This window comes from Alicyclobacillus vulcanalis, assembly GCF_900156755.1.
GTDB lineage: Bacteria > Bacillota > Bacilli > Alicyclobacillales > Alicyclobacillaceae > Alicyclobacillus > Alicyclobacillus vulcanalis.
Genome location: NZ_FTOO01000006.1, coordinates 121,634 through 137,194 on the forward strand (window position 1 = coordinate 121,634; position 15,561 = coordinate 137,194).

The 15,561-nt window shown below is 62.7% G+C and carries 13 protein-coding genes; 1 reads left to right on the top strand and 12 read right to left on the bottom strand.

The window, feature by feature from the left end:
• Positions 1-15: 15 nt before the first annotated feature.
• A complete protein-coding gene (gene nusA, locus BW934_RS08550; protein ID WP_076347099.1) occupies positions 16-1,137 on the bottom strand; it encodes a transcription termination factor NusA in 1,122 nt (373 codons plus the stop codon).
• 43 nt (positions 1,138-1,180) lie between these two features.
• Positions 1,181-1,654, bottom strand: coding sequence for a ribosome maturation factor RimP (gene rimP / locus BW934_RS08555; protein WP_076347101.1), 474 nt, complete (start codon positions 1,652-1,654; stop codon positions 1,181-1,183).
• Positions 1,655-1,930: 276 nt separating this feature from the next.
• On the opposite strand from rimP, the gene typA reads away from it, so the two are divergent.
• The gene (typA, locus tag BW934_RS08560; protein ID WP_076347103.1) at positions 1,931-3,760 is read left to right on the top strand and encodes a translational GTPase TypA; all 1,830 of its coding nucleotides are present in this window, start codon (positions 1,931-1,933) and stop codon (positions 3,758-3,760) included.
• A gap of 13 nt (positions 3,761-3,773) precedes the next feature.
• Here the strand turns inward: typA and BW934_RS08565 are convergent, their stop codons facing one another.
• From BW934_RS08565 to tsf, 10 genes are read right to left on the bottom strand one after another with little or no spacing between them, the layout of a single operon-like run.
• A complete protein-coding gene (locus BW934_RS08565) occupies positions 3,774-4,670 on the bottom strand; it encodes a prephenate dehydratase (protein ID WP_076347105.1) in 897 nt (298 codons plus the stop codon).
• Positions 4,671-4,690: 20 nt separating this feature from the next.
• On the bottom strand, positions 4,691-5,080 hold the full coding sequence (locus BW934_RS08570) for a VOC family protein (protein ID WP_076347107.1): 390 nt from the start codon (positions 5,078-5,080) through the stop codon (positions 4,691-4,693).
• Between the two features lie 14 nt (positions 5,081-5,094).
• Complete coding sequence (locus tag BW934_RS08575; protein WP_076347109.1) at positions 5,095-9,414, bottom strand: PolC-type DNA polymerase III; 4,320 nt, start codon at positions 9,412-9,414, stop codon at positions 5,095-5,097.
• A gap of 20 nt (positions 9,415-9,434) precedes the next feature.
• Positions 9,435-10,703, bottom strand: coding sequence for a M50 family metallopeptidase (locus BW934_RS08580; RefSeq protein ID WP_076347255.1), 1,269 nt, complete (start codon positions 10,701-10,703; stop codon positions 9,435-9,437).
• A 4-nt stretch (positions 10,704-10,707) separates the two neighbouring features.
• A complete protein-coding gene (locus BW934_RS08585; protein WP_076347111.1) occupies positions 10,708-11,859 on the bottom strand; it encodes a 1-deoxy-D-xylulose-5-phosphate reductoisomerase in 1,152 nt (383 codons plus the stop codon).
• A gap of 23 nt (positions 11,860-11,882) precedes the next feature.
• Complete coding sequence (locus tag BW934_RS08590) at positions 11,883-12,677, bottom strand: phosphatidate cytidylyltransferase (protein ID WP_076347113.1); 795 nt, start codon at positions 12,675-12,677, stop codon at positions 11,883-11,885.
• A gap of 13 nt (positions 12,678-12,690) precedes the next feature.
• Positions 12,691-13,464, bottom strand: coding sequence for an isoprenyl transferase (locus BW934_RS08595; RefSeq protein WP_076347115.1), 774 nt, complete (start codon positions 13,462-13,464; stop codon positions 12,691-12,693).
• A gap of 26 nt (positions 13,465-13,490) precedes the next feature.
• Complete coding sequence (frr, locus tag BW934_RS08600) at positions 13,491-14,048, bottom strand: ribosome recycling factor (RefSeq protein WP_200805738.1); 558 nt, start codon at positions 14,046-14,048, stop codon at positions 13,491-13,493.
• Positions 14,041-14,847, bottom strand: coding sequence for a UMP kinase (gene pyrH / locus BW934_RS08605; protein ID WP_234969691.1), 807 nt, complete (start codon positions 14,845-14,847; stop codon positions 14,041-14,043). The genes frr and pyrH overlap by 8 nt, the downstream gene beginning before the upstream one ends.
• Positions 14,848-14,859: 12 nt before the next feature.
• Entirely contained in the window at positions 14,860-15,513 is a 654-nt protein-coding gene (tsf, locus tag BW934_RS08610; RefSeq protein WP_076347121.1) for a translation elongation factor Ts, read from the bottom strand.
• Between the last annotated feature and the right edge of the window lie 48 nt (positions 15,514-15,561).

The window sequence follows — 15,561 nt, forward strand, 5'->3', positions numbered from 1 at the left end:
CGGCGCCCTCCCAACTCAGGGTTCGTTTAGCCAGTCGTCAGACAGCGTGGCAAACTCGGGTTCCTCCTCGTTTGTGTCCTCGAGCTCAGCGAGGAGCGAATGGGAGGCCATCTGCGTCTCGCTCTTGATGTCGATTTTCCATCCCGTCAAGCGCGCAGCAAGACGGGCGTTCTGTCCCTCCTTCCCAATCGCCAGGGACAGCTGGTAATCTGGCACAACGGTGCGCGCCACGCGCTCGTCCTCGTAAATGTGCACGTCAATGACCTTGGCCGGAGACAACGCGTTCGCCACGAACGTCGCCGGATCCTCGCTCCACTCCACGATGTCGACCTTTTCCCCGTTTAACTCGTTGACGATCGCCTGTACGCGCGACCCGCGGGCGCCCACGCACGCTCCGATGGGATCCACCTCCGGGTTGCGCGAATGGACGGCAATTTTGGAGCGCGATCCCGCCTCGCGCGCCACGGCCTTAATTTCGACAATCCCCTCGTAAATCTCGGGCACCTCGAGCTCGAACAGGCGGCGCAACAGACCGGGATGCGTGCGCGAGACCACGATTTGCGGCCCCTTCGACGTGCGCTCGACGCGCGCGATGAACACCTTCAGCCTTTTGCCCACCTGGAGTTTGTCGGACGCCATCTGCTCCGACTGGGGTAAGATGGCCTCCGTGTCCCCCAGGTCGACGTAGGCGACGCGCGGTTCGAGGCGGCTGATCATGCCGCTGACGACCTCTTCCTCCCGGTCGGCAAACTTGCTGTAAATGACGGATCGCTCAGCTTCCTTCACGCGCTGCATGACGACCTGCTTGGCCGCCTGTGCGGCGATCCGCCCGAAATCGCGCGGCGTGACTTCAATTTCGACGACATCGCCGATTTGGTAGCTTGGGTTGATGTCCCGCGCCGCGTCGAGCGAGATCTCGAGGCGCGTGTCCTTCGGCTCCTCGACGACGGTCTTCCGCGCGTACACGTGCACCTCACCCGAATCCCGCTTGACTTCGACGCGCACATTGGCGGCCGAGTGAAAATTGCGGCGGTAGCTCGCGATGAGGGCCGCCTCAATGGCCTCCAACAACACTTCTTTGTCGATACCCTTTTCGCGCGCCAGTTGGTCCAGCGCTTCCAAAAAATCCACATTCATGACCAGGGAACCTCCCCATCGCGAAATCTCAGGCGCGTTCGGGTCACCACTCTAGAGCCAGCCGCGCGTGCGCAACCTTCTCCATGGGCACCGCCAGCGTGACGGTCTTTGAGCGGCGCTTGATCTCGAGGATCAACCGTTCCCCGTCGTAAGAGACGAGCGTCCCTTCGTGCGTCTTGGCTCCCTCCAGCGGCTCGTACAGCGACACGTGCACGAAACGGCCCACGGCGCGCTCGAAATCCGCCGGCCTCTTCAGAGGCCGCTCCGCGCCGGGAGAAGACACCTCGAGGAAGTACGCGTTGGGAATCGGGTCCACGCGGTCGAGCTCCTCCGATAGCTGTTCGCTCACGCGGCTGCAGTCGTCGATGTCCACGCCCCCCGGTTTGTCGATGTACACACGCAGGTACCAATTCTTCCCTTCCTTCGTGTACTCGATGTCCACCAGTTCGACCGCTTCCCGCTCCACAATGGGTTGCACCAAGCGTTCAACGATCTCGGTCACGCGATCTCTCGTCACGCGTCATCCTCCCACATGCCGCTTGTGTCTCCTATCCTCGCCTCGCGTACGCCAAAAAGTGCCGAGCATAAATCAAAGAGTGGGGGGGCCCCACTCTTGTCCGCACACGGTATACGAAGCCTGACGGACCCAGTATATCACTGCCTGCACCATTTCGCAACGTGATATGCGGCGCTTTACGTCCCCGCTTTTTCCTCTGGCGCGACGGTCGTCCTCGTTGTCTTGCGCAAGGCGACATGCTATCGTGATTACCGCAACTGCCCAAAGGAGGACCTCATGCGTACCATGACTCCCGATCGATTGCGTAACGTCGCGATCGTCGCCCATGTCGATCACGGCAAGACCAGCCTCGTCGATCAGATGCTGCGCCAATCCGGCCTGTTCCGCGAAAATCAGCAAATCGCCGAGCGGGCGCTTGACTACAACGATCTCGAGCGCGAGCGAGGCATCACCATTCTCGCCAAGGCGACCGCCATCCCGTACGAGTCGTACCGGGTGAACATCGTCGACACGCCGGGCCACGCCGACTTCGGCGGCGAAGTCGAGCGCATTCTGCGCATGGTCGACGGCATTCTGCTCGTCGTCGACGCGTTCGAGGGCGTGATGCCGCAGACGCGCTTCGTCCTAGATAAAGCGCTCAGCGCAGACCTGGTGCCCATCGTGGTCATCAATAAGATGGACCGCCCGAACGCCCGGCCCGCGGACGTGATCGACGAAGTCCTCGATTTGTTCATCGACCTTGGCGCGTCCGAGGAGCAACTCGACTTCCCGGTCCTCTACGCGTCGGCGCTCGAAGGCCGCGCCTCGACCGACCCGGGCGATCTCGGCAACGACCTGCGCCCCTTGTTCGACGCCATTGTGGCCCACATCCCGAGCCCGCGCGTGGACGCGGAGGGGCCTTTTCAGTGGCAGGCCACGATCATCGACTACGACGAATACCTCGGGCGGATCGGCATTGGCCGCGTTCACCGAGGCGAAGTTCGCCAAGGTCAGAGCGTGGTGCGCCTCTCCGCGTCGGAATCCCCTGTGGAAAGCCGCGTCCAGAAGCTGTTTGTCTACCAGGGTCTGAGGCGCATGGAGGTGGAGTCCGCATCGGCAGGCGACATTGTGGCCATCGCGGGCATTCCGGACATCACCGTCGGCGATACGCTCGCGTCGCCGGCCATGCCCGAGGCGCTGCCGGTCATCCAGATTGACCAGCCGACGCTCGAGATGACGTTCCACGTGAACGACAGCCCGTTCGCCGGGCGCGAAGGCCCGCACGTCACGAGCCGGAAACTGCGGGATCGCCTATACCTGGCGATGGAATCGGACGTCAGCTTGCAGGTGGAAGACACGGACGACCGAGACGCGTTTCTCGTCAAGAGCCGCGGCGAACTTCACCTGTCCATCTTGATTGAGACCTTGCGGCGCGAGGGCTACGAGCTCTCCGTCTCCCGCCCGCGCGTGATCGTGCGCGAGGAAGACGGTGAACGGCTCGAGCCGCTGGAGGAGCTCACGGCCGATGTCCCCGAAGACACGGCGGGAAGCGTCATCGCCGAAGTCGGGCTCAGGAAGGGCGAGCTCGTCGCCATGAACCCGTTGGGCCAAGGCGGGATGGTCCGGCTGGTCTTTCAGATTCCGACGCGCGGTCTCATTGGATTTCGCTCGCTCTTCCTTACCATGACCCGGGGATACGGGATCATGCATCACCGCTTCCAGACGTACGCCCCGTGGCGGGGCACCATTCAGGCGCGGCGCCAGGGCGTGCTCGTGGCGAGCGAGACGGGCATCGCCACGGCCTACGCCATCAGCAATCTCGAGGACCGTGGGGTCCTGTTCATCACGCCAGGCACGCCGGTCTACGAGGGCATGATCGTCGGCGAACACAATCGCGACAACGACCTTGTGGTGAATGTCACCAAGGAAAAACACCAGACCAACATCCGCTCTTCCACGAAGGAGGAAACGGTGAAGCTGAAGGCTCCCAGACTTCTGTCTCTGGAAGAGGCCATCACCTACATCGACGACGACGAACTGTGCGAGGTCACGCCACAGTCCATCCGGCTGCGGAAGAAAGTCCTCAACAAGAGCGAGCGGGAAAAGATGAAGCGGCGCCAGGCATAACCTGGCGCCGCGCTCATTCTCCTGGGCTGTACACCGGGTAGACTCCAAGCGTCAGGATGTCGACGCCCTGGAGCGCCAACAGATCCTGCACCACGGACAGCACGCTCGCGCCGCGATCGTCGTACGTCCGCACGGAGGCGTCCAAGTAATAGACGTAATGGCCAAGCGTATCGCCCACCGGACGCGACTCGAGCCGCGTGAGGTTGAGGTTGGCCGCAGCGAACGTGTGGAGCGCGAGGGCCAGCCCACCCGGCCGGTGGGGCACGCCGCGCAAGCACAAGGACGCGGTCCAATCGGTCAGGCGCCAGTTCGGCTCGGCAGGCAGGTCGCCAGGTGTGCCCACGAGGGCAAACCGCGTCACGTTGCCCGGGCGATCTTCGAACGGCTCGGGCCACACGGACAGACCGTACAGCGCAGCGGCTCGCCGACCGCCAATGGCCACAGCTCGGTCGCGCTCGCCCGTCGCCACCTGGCGCACGGCCTCCGCCGTGCTGGAGACCGCCACCTGCCGGGCGCCGGGAAACCGCGCGCGGATGTGCTCCTTGCACTGCGCGAGCGCCTGGGGATGAGAGACCACCTGGTCGATTTGGTCGAGATCGACCTCGGGCCGAAAGATGACGTGTTGGTGAATCGGGAGGGTCACCGCCGCAAGAATTTGGCGAGGCGCAGGCCCGGCGTGTTCGCGCGTGAGCGCATCCCAGACCTGCCAAACGGACCCCTGAATGCTGTTTTCGATGGGAACGCAGGCGAGCCGCCGCGGCGCCCGCGGCACGCCAAAAATGTCATCGAAGCTCTGGCAGGCCGTATGTTGCACCGAGGCACCGCGAAAAAAGCCTGACGCCATGCATTCCGCCGCCTCATGGCTGTGCGTGCCCTCTGGGCCGAGATACATCAGCTCCCACGCGCTCACACCATCACACCTTTCCCAGGTTAGGCGCCTGCAGGCTGAAACAGCTCCAGCCGCTCGCCGTCCGGCCCCGCGAAGAAGATATAGCGGGCGCCGTTGCGAAGTGTCGTGATGCCCTCATCCAAGAAGCGCACGCCGAGCTCCCGCAGCCGGGCGGCCTCCTGCTCGATGTCGTCGACGGTGATGGCCACGTGATGCACCTGACCCTCGTCCGGCAGCCGATCCGCATAGCCCTCAATGAGCTCAATCTGGGCATTTTGGCCCGGATACGACAGGAACGCGAGCTTCAGTCCCGGCGTGTTGTGCTCCAATGTGCCGACCAGTTGCATGCCCAACACGTCCGTGTAGAACGAAATGGATCGCTCAAGGTTGGATACCATGATGCCCGTGTGTTCCAGCTTCAACATGGCCACAAGCCCATCCCCCTTCAGAACAAGGAAAGTTGGTTCGTTTCGGGCAACCCGTCGAGGCACCCGAGCTCCATCAGGAGGTCGATCACGGCTCTCGACGCCCGCGCCCGAGACTGCAGGTCTTCCAGCGACAGAAACTCACCCTGCTGCGCCGCTTCGTACAGATTGCGCGCCGCAGTCTCTCCGATGCCTTGGATGGAAGCGAAGGGGGGCCGGAGCCCCTGGGCCTCTTCGTCGATCAAGAAGTGGGTCGCATGCGACTTGTACAAATCGACAGGCAGGAAACGATAGCCCCGAGCCACCATCTCGAGCGCCACTTCGAGCACCGTCAAGAAGCTCTTTTCCTTCGCAGAAGCCGCATTTCCCTTGGACTCGATATCCTCTATTTTTTTCAGGATGGCATCGCGCCCGGCGGTCATGACCGCCACGTCGAAGTCATCGGCACGGACGGTGAAGTACGTGGCGTAAAACGCGAGCGGCCGGTGGACCTTGAACCACGCGATGCGGACCGCCATCAGCACGTACGCCGCCGCATGGGCCTTGGGGAACATGTACTTGATCTTCTTCCCGGACTCGATGTACCAATCCGGAACACCGTGCTCCCGCATGTACGCCTCATCCTCCGGCTTCACGCCCTTGCCTTTGCGGATGCCCTCCATGATTTTAAAGGCGCGCGCCGGATCGAGCCCCTTCTGAATCAAGTACAACATGATGTCGTCCCGGGCGCAGATGACTTCGGACAGGGTTGCGACCTGTTCACGAATGAGCGTCTGCGCGTTGTTCAGCCACACGTCGGTGCCGTGGGACAACCCAGAGATCCGGACCAGCTCCGAAAACGTGGTCGGCCGGGTGTCTTCAAGCATCTGCCGAACAAACCGCGTTCCGAATTCCGGAATGGCGTAGGTGCCTGTGGTCGAACGGATCTCCTCCGGCGAGACGCCGAGCGGCTTGGTGCTGCGGAACAGTTCCAGCACCTCTGGATCGTCGAGCGGGATCGACTTCGGGTCGACACCGGTCAAGTCCTGCAACATGCGAATGACCGTCGGATCGTCGTGGCCCAGGATGTCGAGCTTCAAGAGACAGTTTTCAAGCCCGGAGTGATAGTCAAAGTGCGTCGTCAGCGTCTCCGACGACGCGTCGTCCGCCGGGTACTGGATGGGCGTAAAGTCGTAGATTTCCACGTAGTGAGGGACCACGACCTGGCCGCCAGGGTGCTGCCCGGTGGTGCGCTTGACGCCTGTACAGCCGCGCACCAGCCGTTCCATCTCGGCGTTGCGCAGGACAAGTCCCCGCTCCTCCGCGAACTTGCGCACATAGCCATAGGCGGTCTTCTCGGCGACCACCGAGATGGTCCCTGCGCGAAACACGTGATCCTTGCCGAACAACTCCTCCGTGTACCGGTGTGCACGCGGCTGGTATTCGCCAGAGAAGTTCAGGTCAATGTCGGGCACTTTGTCGCCATCAAAGCCCATGAACGTCTCGAAGGGAATGTCCTGCCCGTCCTTGTGCAGCTTCTCGCCGCAGACCGGACAGGCCTTATCCGGCAGGTCAAAGCCCGATCCGTACTCGCCGTGTTCGAAAAACTCGTGATAGTGGCACGAGAGACACACGTAGTGCGGCGGAAGCGGGTTCACCTCCGTGATATCGGTCATCGTGGCCACGAGCGACGATCCGACCGACCCGCGGCTGCCGACCAAGTAGCCGTCGGCAAGCGACTTCGTCACGAGCTTGTGCGCGATCAAGTAGATGACCGCATAGCCGTGCGAAATAATGGCGTTCAACTCGCGCTCCAGCCGCTTTTCCACGAGTTCGGGCAGCGGGTCTCCGTAGATCCGCTTGGCCTTGTCATACGCGAGGCGCCGAATCTCGTCTTCCGCCCCATCGATCACCGGCGTGTGCAGCTCGTCCGGGATGGGCTTCACGTCTTCGCACAACGCCGCGAGCTGGCGCGGATGATCGATCACGACGGCGCGCGCATCCTCCTCGCCCAGAAACGCGAATTCCGCCAACATCTCATCCGTGGTGCGGAAATACAGGGGCGGCTGCTTCGTGTCCTGTTTCTGCGATTGGAGGAAGATTTCGCGGAAGATGGCCTCGTGCTCGTCCAAATAGTGGACGTCGCCCGTCGCCACGACCGGCTTGTTCAACCGCTTGCCGATCTCGACGATTTTGCGCAGCAACTCGCGCACTTGTTCCAGAGACGCCACGACGCCCTCGCGAACGAGCGGCTCATAGTGGCTCACCGGCTGGATTTCGAGGTAGTCATAAAACTCCAGCAGCGAATCCAGCTCGTCCTCCGACTTTCCGCGGAAGAACGCCTCGATCAGCTCACCCTGCCGACACGCCGTGCCGATGAGCAACCCCTCCCGATGGCGGGCGAGCGCGCTCTTCGGAATGCGAGGCACGCGGTGCAGGTACTGCGTGTGCGCGATGGACACGAGCCGATACAGATTGCGCAGCCCGTCGCGGTTTCGAACCAAGACGGTCGCGTGAAACGGGCGCACGCGCGAGATGTCGATCTGCCCGCGCAGGTGATTCAAATCGAGGAGATTGGCGATCCCGCGCGCCTTCGCGTCGGCGAGCATGCGGATGAACACCTTCGCCGTCGCCTCGCTGTCCGCCAGCGCCCGGTGGTGGTTGACGAGATCGACCGAAAATTTCTGCGTCAGCGTCTTCAGCTTGTAATTTTTCTCGCCGGGATACAACACGCGAGCGAGCGCGAGCGTATCGATGACCGGCTCCTGCCAAGGCTCGAGGCCAAGCCGCTCTGCACACTGGTTGAGGAAGCCCACGTCAAACTCCGCGTTATGCGCCACGAGGACCGCCCCGCGCGCAAATTGGCGGAAACCTTCGAGCGCCTCCGCGAGCTTCGGCTGGCCCGCCACCATATCGTTCGTGATCCCCGTCAGCTCGACAATCTTTCGATCGAGCGGGCGCTCCGGGTCGATGAGCGTCGCGTACGTATCTGCGATCTCGCCCGCGCGCACCTTGACGGCCGCAATCTCAATCAACGTATCTTCGCGGGCGTTCAATCCGGTCGTCTCCGTGTCGAACACCACGTATTCCGTCTGATCGTCCAAGGGCCGGTCACATTCCCGGTACACGAGCAATCCGCCGTCGTCGACCACGTACGCCTCCAGGCCGAGCACGAGGCGAATGCCGTGTTTCTTCGCGGCTTGGTACGCCTCTGGATACGCTTGGCAGACGCCGTGATCGGTGATGGCAATGGCTTCGTGCCCCCACTCCGCCGCCCGCTTGACCAGGGCTGCCGGACTCACGACGCCGTCCAACGCCGACATGGTCGAATGCGCGTGAAGCTCGACGCGCTTCACCTCCGCCGTGTCCGTGCGGCGCGGCGGATGATGGGGACGCATGCCCTGAACCATGAAGACCATTTCCTTGGCATACGGGTCGAACTGCACCTGCCCTTGGACCTTGACCCACGCGCCGTCCTTCAAATGCGACGTGGCTTCCAAGTCTCGCTCAGACTGCACAAACATCTTGGCGGAGATCGAGTCCGTGTAGTCCGTGATGGCAAACTGGATGAGCGTGCGGCCGCTCGCCAGCGTGCGCCGCTCTACGCCAAACACTTCCCCCACCGCTGTGGCGCGGCGCATTTCGTCGACGATTTCGCGGAGCGAGATCGGCGCTGGCTCGTCGTACATCTGCCCCACGGTGAGCGGTTCCACACCCTGGGCGCGGCTTTCCTCGCGCGTCTCGGCCTCTTGCGACTGCTCCTTCATCGCCTTGGCTTCCTCGGAGAGCTTGCGCCGCTCCCTCTCCTCGGCCTCCTGCTTCAGCTTCTCTCCAGCCGCCAAGACCTCCTCACAGGCCGTCTCATCCACTTCGATCACGACCTTCACATCGAGGCCGAACGCGTTTCGCGCCTCCGATGTGAGCCAAGCGGCGACCTGCTTTTGCCGAAGCTTAACCGCGATGGGTGCGCTCGGAACACGGATCGAGACAGAGAAGGGGCCCGGCTCCTCGCCCGCTGCCACGGTGATCTTGGCTTGCGACAGCCACTTTCCCGTGACGTGGGATTGCGCTTCAAACGCGGCGGCGAGGGCGCAAAGCGCGCTCTCCACTTCGGCGCGCGATACTTGGGACGGTGGCTCCACCTGGACAGTCCACGTGCAGACTGAATCAAACGTCGATTGGCAAAGCTCGCGAATTGCAGCGAAGTCTCGATAGAAAGAGGAGCAAGCGTCCGCGTCGACATCCCGCGAACCGAACGGCGACGCCAGGTGGACGAGGACCTGGCGCGCCGCCCGGCGCACGCGCACACTTCGCACCCGAGCCAGAGCGCGCTCGCGGACGGCGTGTTCTGTGATAGCCATATCCTCTCCCTGCGCCTCCTCTAGAACCAGTGCGTCACGTCCCGATACGTGATCACGACGGCGAACAGCATCACGATGGCAAAACCGACGAAGTGAACGAAGCCTTCCTTTTCCGGATCGACGCGCCGGCCGCGGACGAGCTCGATGGCCATGAACAGGAGCCTGCCGCCGTCGAGCGCCGGGATCGGAAGCAGGTTAAACAGGCCGAGCCCGAGGCTCAGCGCACCGGTGACGGCGACGACATTCCAGATGCCGAAGCGCACCTGCTCGGTGATGACGTGTGCAATGCCGACCGGCCCGGAGAGCGTCTGGAACTGATGATGGACAAACAGCCCGACATATCCCTGAATCGTCATGGCGATGTCTCGGATGAGCGCCGAAAATCCAGCTGGAACGGTGTGCAGCGGGTTGTGGGAAATCTCCGCGTCGATGCCGATCATCGGCTGGCCGCTGACGAGATGTGGGGTGACGACGACGGTTCGCTCGCCTTCGCGGCTCTGTACCTCGAGGACAAGGGGCTCGACGTGGCCATTGCGCGCCCCCTCTTGCGATACGGCGTTCACAAGGCCGGCCCAGGAGTGAATGGCGCGCCCGTCGACGGACAGAATCGTGTCTCCGGGTACCAGCCCAGCGTGCGCGGCCGGTGTGCCGGGCTCGACGTGCCCGACCGTCGTGGTCGGCACGCCCGTGTAGGTGTTGACGGCGGAAAACAGGACGCCCGCCAGGATCAGATTCATGATGGGGCCCGCCAAAATGATGGCGGCCCGCTGCCACAGCGGCTTCCCAATCATCTGCCGGTCCTTCGTCACGACGGGGATGGACGATCGCCGGCTCAACATGACGCGAGCGCCGTCTTTGACGCGAAAGCGCTCGAGCCCGGCATCCGTCTCCAGGGCCATCGTCATCGCGTCGGTCAAATCCACGTCGCGCACCACGCCGACGCGAGCGCCAGGGAGATCGCGAGGCTCGCCGAGCGCAGCGATGGCGCCATCCGCATCGAGCTCGAAGGCCACCGATTGGCCGATGGGAAACCACGATTCTTGCGGAGCTTCACCTGCCAATTGCACAAATCCGCCAAGCGGAATCAGGCGCAGCGAATACTCCGTGCCGCCGCGCACCACGGACGCGATTTTGGGGCCGAAGCCGATGGCAAACACCGGAACCGCGACGCCACAGCGTTTCGCGACATAAAAGTGACCGAACTCGTGCAGCGTCACACACACGCCAAACACGAGCACGATGGCGACCGCCGCCTCCGCATAGAACTCGAGGTGCGCTAAGATTGGCAACTCTTCATCCGCCCTTTGCCACATAGAGTTCGGCCAGACGCCGCGCTTCCGCATCCGCTCCCAGGACATCGTCGACGGAATGAGGCGTCTCGTTGGGCATGCGCTCCAGCACAGACGCAACGACCTCGGGGATGCGCAAAAATGGGATCCTCTCGCGCAGAAACGCGTCGACGGCCACTTCGTTCGCAGCGTTTAAGACACACGGCGCGATCCCGCCTGCGCGCCCCGCGTCCATCGCCAGACGGAGACACGGAAACCGGTCGAGATCGGGCTCCTCAAAGTGAAGCGCGCGGCCACTGGCCAAGTCCAAGCGCGGCCACGGCGCTGCGACCCGCTCTGGATACGTGATGGCGTATTGAATCGGCAGGCGCATATCGGCCGTCGCCAGCTGCGCCACCATCGATCCGTCAACGAACTCCACCATCGAGTGCACGATGCTCTCTGGATGTACAAGCACAGATATCTTATCATATGGCACGGCGAACAAATGATGCGCCTCGATGACCTCGAGCCCCTTGTTCATCAGCGTGGCGCTGTCAATCGTGATCTTGCGCCCCATGCTCCAGTTGGGATGGCGCAAGGCATCCTGCACGGTGATCTCCGCCATGCGCTCCTTCGGCCATGTGCGAAACGGGCCGCCCGACGCCGTCAGCACGAGCCGCAACACCTCGGCCGGATCGCCCGACCGGAGACATTGGTGCAGTGCGCAGTGCTCGCTGTCCACCGGCACGATCTCGCCACCCGCGTCGCGCATCGCGCGCAGAATCAGATCTCCCGCCGCCACCAGGCATTCTTTGTTGGCCAGCGCCAGCCTCGCACCTCGTCCAACCGCGGCCAACGCAGGCAGAATGCCCCTCGCGCCGACGACGGCATTCAACACGATGTCCGACGGATAGGCGGCGCAAGCCACCAGCCCCTCGTCGCCCACGGCGATCTCGACCGGTTCCCCACCCAGCCGCTCGCGAAGAGCTTGGCGCGCTTCGTCATCAGCCACGGCCACGAGGCGCGGGCGATACGCACGCACCTGTTCCGCGAGGCGTTCGACATTGCGGCCGGCGGCCAGCGCGACGACCTCGTATGTATCGAGATGAGACAGCACCTCGAGGGCCTGGACCCCGATGGTGCCCGTGCTTCCCAAAATGGCGATGCGCTTCATGCCCTCTCCTCCCCCAGGGTTGTTCACGACGCCACAGCCAAAACCCCGGAGATGAACCACAGCGCGAACGGCGCCGCGAAAAGCAGGCTGTCGATCCGGTCCAAAACGCCGCCATGCCCTGGCAGCATGCGGCCCGAATCCTTCACACCTGCCGCCCGTTTGTAGGCGCTCTCGACCAAATCGCCCGCCTGTCCCGCGACGGCCACCAGTAACCCGACGGCCGCCGACACCCAACCCCCGTAGCGCGGATCCGCCAAGGCGCCAAACACCCAGGCGCCGATCACGGCCCCGAGGATGCCCCCCACGGCTCCGCTCACGGTCTTCTTGGGGCTGATGGCCGGAAGCAGCTTGGGGCCTTGCACCCATCGGCCCACGAAGTAGGCCGCGGTATCACACATCCACGCTGCCACAAGAAACAGCCAGATCCAGAACCAGCCTTCCGGCAGGCCGCGAAGGCTGATGAGCGACGCCCCGCCGGCCGCTAAATAGAAGGCACCGAAAGCCGTCACGGCGTACGTGCGCAAGTCGTCCGGCCGGCGGGTGACCACCGGCAACAGAAATACCACCGCCACGGCTAAAAAGAGAAGAAACGGGTGAAACGCCTGTCTCGGCAACCAGTCCGCGAGCGTGACGGCCACGGCGCCAAACCACGCGGACGGACTGAACCAGCGTTGGCCAAACATCAGGCAGAACTCCATCACGCCCGCCAACGTCGCGATCCACACGAGACAGCGCCAACCGGTCAGTCCCCCGAATAACAACACAAACAGGACGACGAGTCCTGCGACGACAGCCGTGACGACGCGCTGTTTGAGCATCTGTATTGGACACCTACTCGATCGCGCCGAACCTCCGCTTGCGCTTCGCGTAATCGCAAATCGCTTGGTAGAGATCGTCGCGTGTAAAGTCCGGCCACAAGACGTCCGTAAACCAGAGTTCGGCGTAAGCCGCTTGCCACAGCAAAAAGTTGCTCAGACGGATTTCGCCGCTCGTCCGAATGACGAGATCGAGCGGTGGAAGGCCGGCCGTGTCGAGGTAGCGGTCGCAGGTGGCCTCCGTGAGCTGGCCGACCGTCGCCCTGCCCTCCACGACCTCGCGGGCGTACCGTTCCATCGCCGCGACAATCTCCATGCGCCCACCGTAGTTGAGGGCGAAATTCACGATCATGCCGCTGTTGTGCTGCGTGCGCTGCATGGCACGGCGCACGGTGTCCTGTGTGTGCGCAGGCAACCGCTCCGTGTCACCAATGAACCGCACGCGCACATTGCGACGCACCAACTCGTCAATTTCACTGCGAAAGAACTGCTCCGGCAGCCGCATGAGGTAGTCGACCTCGGCCGCCGGCCGCTTCCAATTCTCCGTCGAAAAAGCGTACAGCGTGACGCATTCGATGCCGAAATCGTCACACGCGCGGATGACCTCCTTCATGGCCAACATGCCTGCGTGGTGACCCGCAATTCGGGGAAGACCGCGTTTTTGCGCCCAGCGGCCATTTCCGTCCATAATCAGACCGATATGCCGGGGCTTCACGTCGAGCGCTGGCTGCTCGACCGCCGCCGCACTGGCTCGCTGTGAACGCCCAAAACCCTTGAACAAGGCTGGCATCCCCCTTAATCCAGCTACCTTGGAACTCAGACCTGCGTCACGTCCTTCTCCTTATCTTCCAACAGGCGGTCCACCTGTGCAATGGCCTTGTCGGTCAACTGTTGCACCCGATCCATCAGCCGCCGCACATCGTCTTCGGAGATTTCGCCCGCCTTCTCCAGCTTCTTGATCTCCTCGTTGCCGTCGCGGCGGATGTTTCGGATGGCGACACGGGCCTCTTCCGCCATTTTCCGAACCTGTTTCACGAGTTCTTGACGCCTCTGTTCCGTGAGCGCAGGTATGGTCAATCGAATGACGCTGCCGTCGTTCGCGGGGTTCAAACCCAGGTCCGACTTCTGAATGGCCTTTTCGATCTCCGACAGCATGGACTTATCCCAAGGCGAAATGACGAGAAGCCTGGGTTCTGGGGAGGTGACGCTCGCCACCTGGTTCACCGGCATCTGCGTCCCATAATACTCCACCATGACGTGATCGAGCATGGAGGGCGCGGCACGGCCCGCCCGGACCGTCGCAAACTCGCGGCGCAGCGCCTGAACCGCCTTGTCCATCCGCTCCTGGAGATTTTGAATCAATTCTTCATGCATGCGCATCACCCTTTCCCACCAAGGTGCCGATTTTCTCACCCATGACCGCGCGGAGGATGTTGCCGTCCTCGTTGATATTGAACACGAGGATGGGAATGTCATTATCCTTACACAGGCTGGCCGCCGTGGAGTCCATGACGCCGAGGCCTTGTTTCAGAACCTCCATAAAGTCGAGCTCCGCGTACTTGGTGGCCGTCGGATCCTTTTGGGGATCTGCCGTATAGACCCCGTCCACGCCGTTTTTCGCCATCAAGATGACTTCCGCCTCGATCTCGGCCGCCCGCAGCGCGGCTGTCGTATCGGTGGAGAAGAACGGATTGCCCGTGCCCCCCGCGAAGATCACGACGCGGCCCTTCTCCAGATGACGAATGGCCCTGCGGCGGATGTAAGGCTCCGCGACCTCCGACATGTGGATGGAACTCTGCACCCGGGTCGCCACACCCAACTTTTCGAGCGCGTCCTGCAAGGCCAGCGCGTTCATCACGGTGGCCAGCATCCCCATGTAGTCCGCCGTAGCCCGGTCCATGCCCATCTGACTTCCTGTGGCACCTCGCCATATGTTGCCTGCCCCGACCACGATGGCCACCTGCACATCGAGTTTCGCCACATCGGCGATCTGCCGGGCAATGTCGCGTATCACAGCCGGATCGATCCCGAAGCCATGCTGTCCCGCCAGTGCCTCTCCGCTCAACTTCAAAACGATGCGGCGGTATTTTGGAATCACACGGGCCCCTCCATTGCGCGAGAATCGGAGGCCATAATGGCATGAAAGGGAACACGCCATGGTGTCCCCCTCCATGCACCAGCCTCGTTACAGGCGAACCTGCGACATAACCTCTTCGACGAAATTGCTCTCCTGCCGCTCAATCCCTTCCCCGACCACAAACCGGGCAAAGCGGCGGATGGAGATGTTTTCGCCGATGGTCGCGATCTTCTCCTTGACCAGCGTATCGACCGTCTTGTCGGGATCCTTGACGAAAGGCTGTTCGAGCAGGCAGTTCTCCTTGAAGAACTTCTCCAAGCGACCTTCGACGATCTTGTCAACGACATTCTCGGGCTTGCCCTCGTTCAGCGTCTGCGCGCGCAAGATCTCGCGTTCCCGCTCGATCACGTCCTGCGGCACTTCTTCCCGGCGCACGTACTGCGGATTCGACGCCGCGATGTGCATGGCGATGTCCTTGACAAACGTGCGGAACTCTTCGTTCTTCGCGACGAAGTCGGTCTCGCAGTTCACTTCCACCAACACGCCGATGCGGCCGCCGCCGTGAATGTACGCCTCGACGAGGCCCTCCGCGGCAATTCGCCCGGCTTTCTTCGCAGCCTGCGCCAAGCCCTTCTCGCGCAAAATGACGATAGCCTGCTCCATATCGCCGTTGGCTTCCGTGAGGGCCTTTTTGCAGTCCATCATGCCGGCGCCCGTGCGCTCGCGCAACTCCTTGACCATTGCTGCTGTGATCTCTGCCACAACCGTTCCTCCTCAAACCTTACGCTGATGATTCTCTATCCGCAGACT

What these genes read in the sequence shown, in the direction of transcription:
- nusA (WP_076347099.1), bottom strand. Translation starts at nt 1,137, where the DNA reads ATGAATGTGGATTTTTTGGAAGCGCTGGACCAACTGGCGCGCGAAAAG.
- typA (WP_076347103.1), top strand. Translation starts at nt 1,931, where the DNA reads ATGCGTACCATGACTCCCGATCGATTGCGTAACGTCGCGATCGTCGCC.
- BW934_RS08575 (WP_076347109.1), bottom strand. Translation starts at nt 9,414, where the DNA reads ATGGCTATCACAGAACACGCCGTCCGCGAGCGCGCTCTGGCTCGGGTG.
- BW934_RS08585 (WP_076347111.1), bottom strand. Translation starts at nt 11,859, where the DNA reads ATGAAGCGCATCGCCATTTTGGGAAGCACGGGCACCATCGGGGTCCAG.
- BW934_RS08590 (WP_076347113.1), bottom strand. Translation starts at nt 12,677, where the DNA reads ATGCTCAAACAGCGCGTCGTCACGGCTGTCGTCGCAGGACTCGTCGTC.
- BW934_RS08595 (WP_076347115.1), bottom strand. Translation starts at nt 13,464, where the DNA reads ATGCCAGCCTTGTTCAAGGGTTTTGGGCGTTCACAGCGAGCCAGTGCG.
- frr (WP_200805738.1), bottom strand. Translation starts at nt 14,048, where the DNA reads ATGCATGAAGAATTGATTCAAAATCTCCAGGAGCGGATGGACAAGGCG.
- pyrH (WP_234969691.1), bottom strand. Translation starts at nt 14,847, where the DNA reads ATGGAGGGGGACACCATGGCGTGTTCCCTTTCATGCCATTATGGCCTC.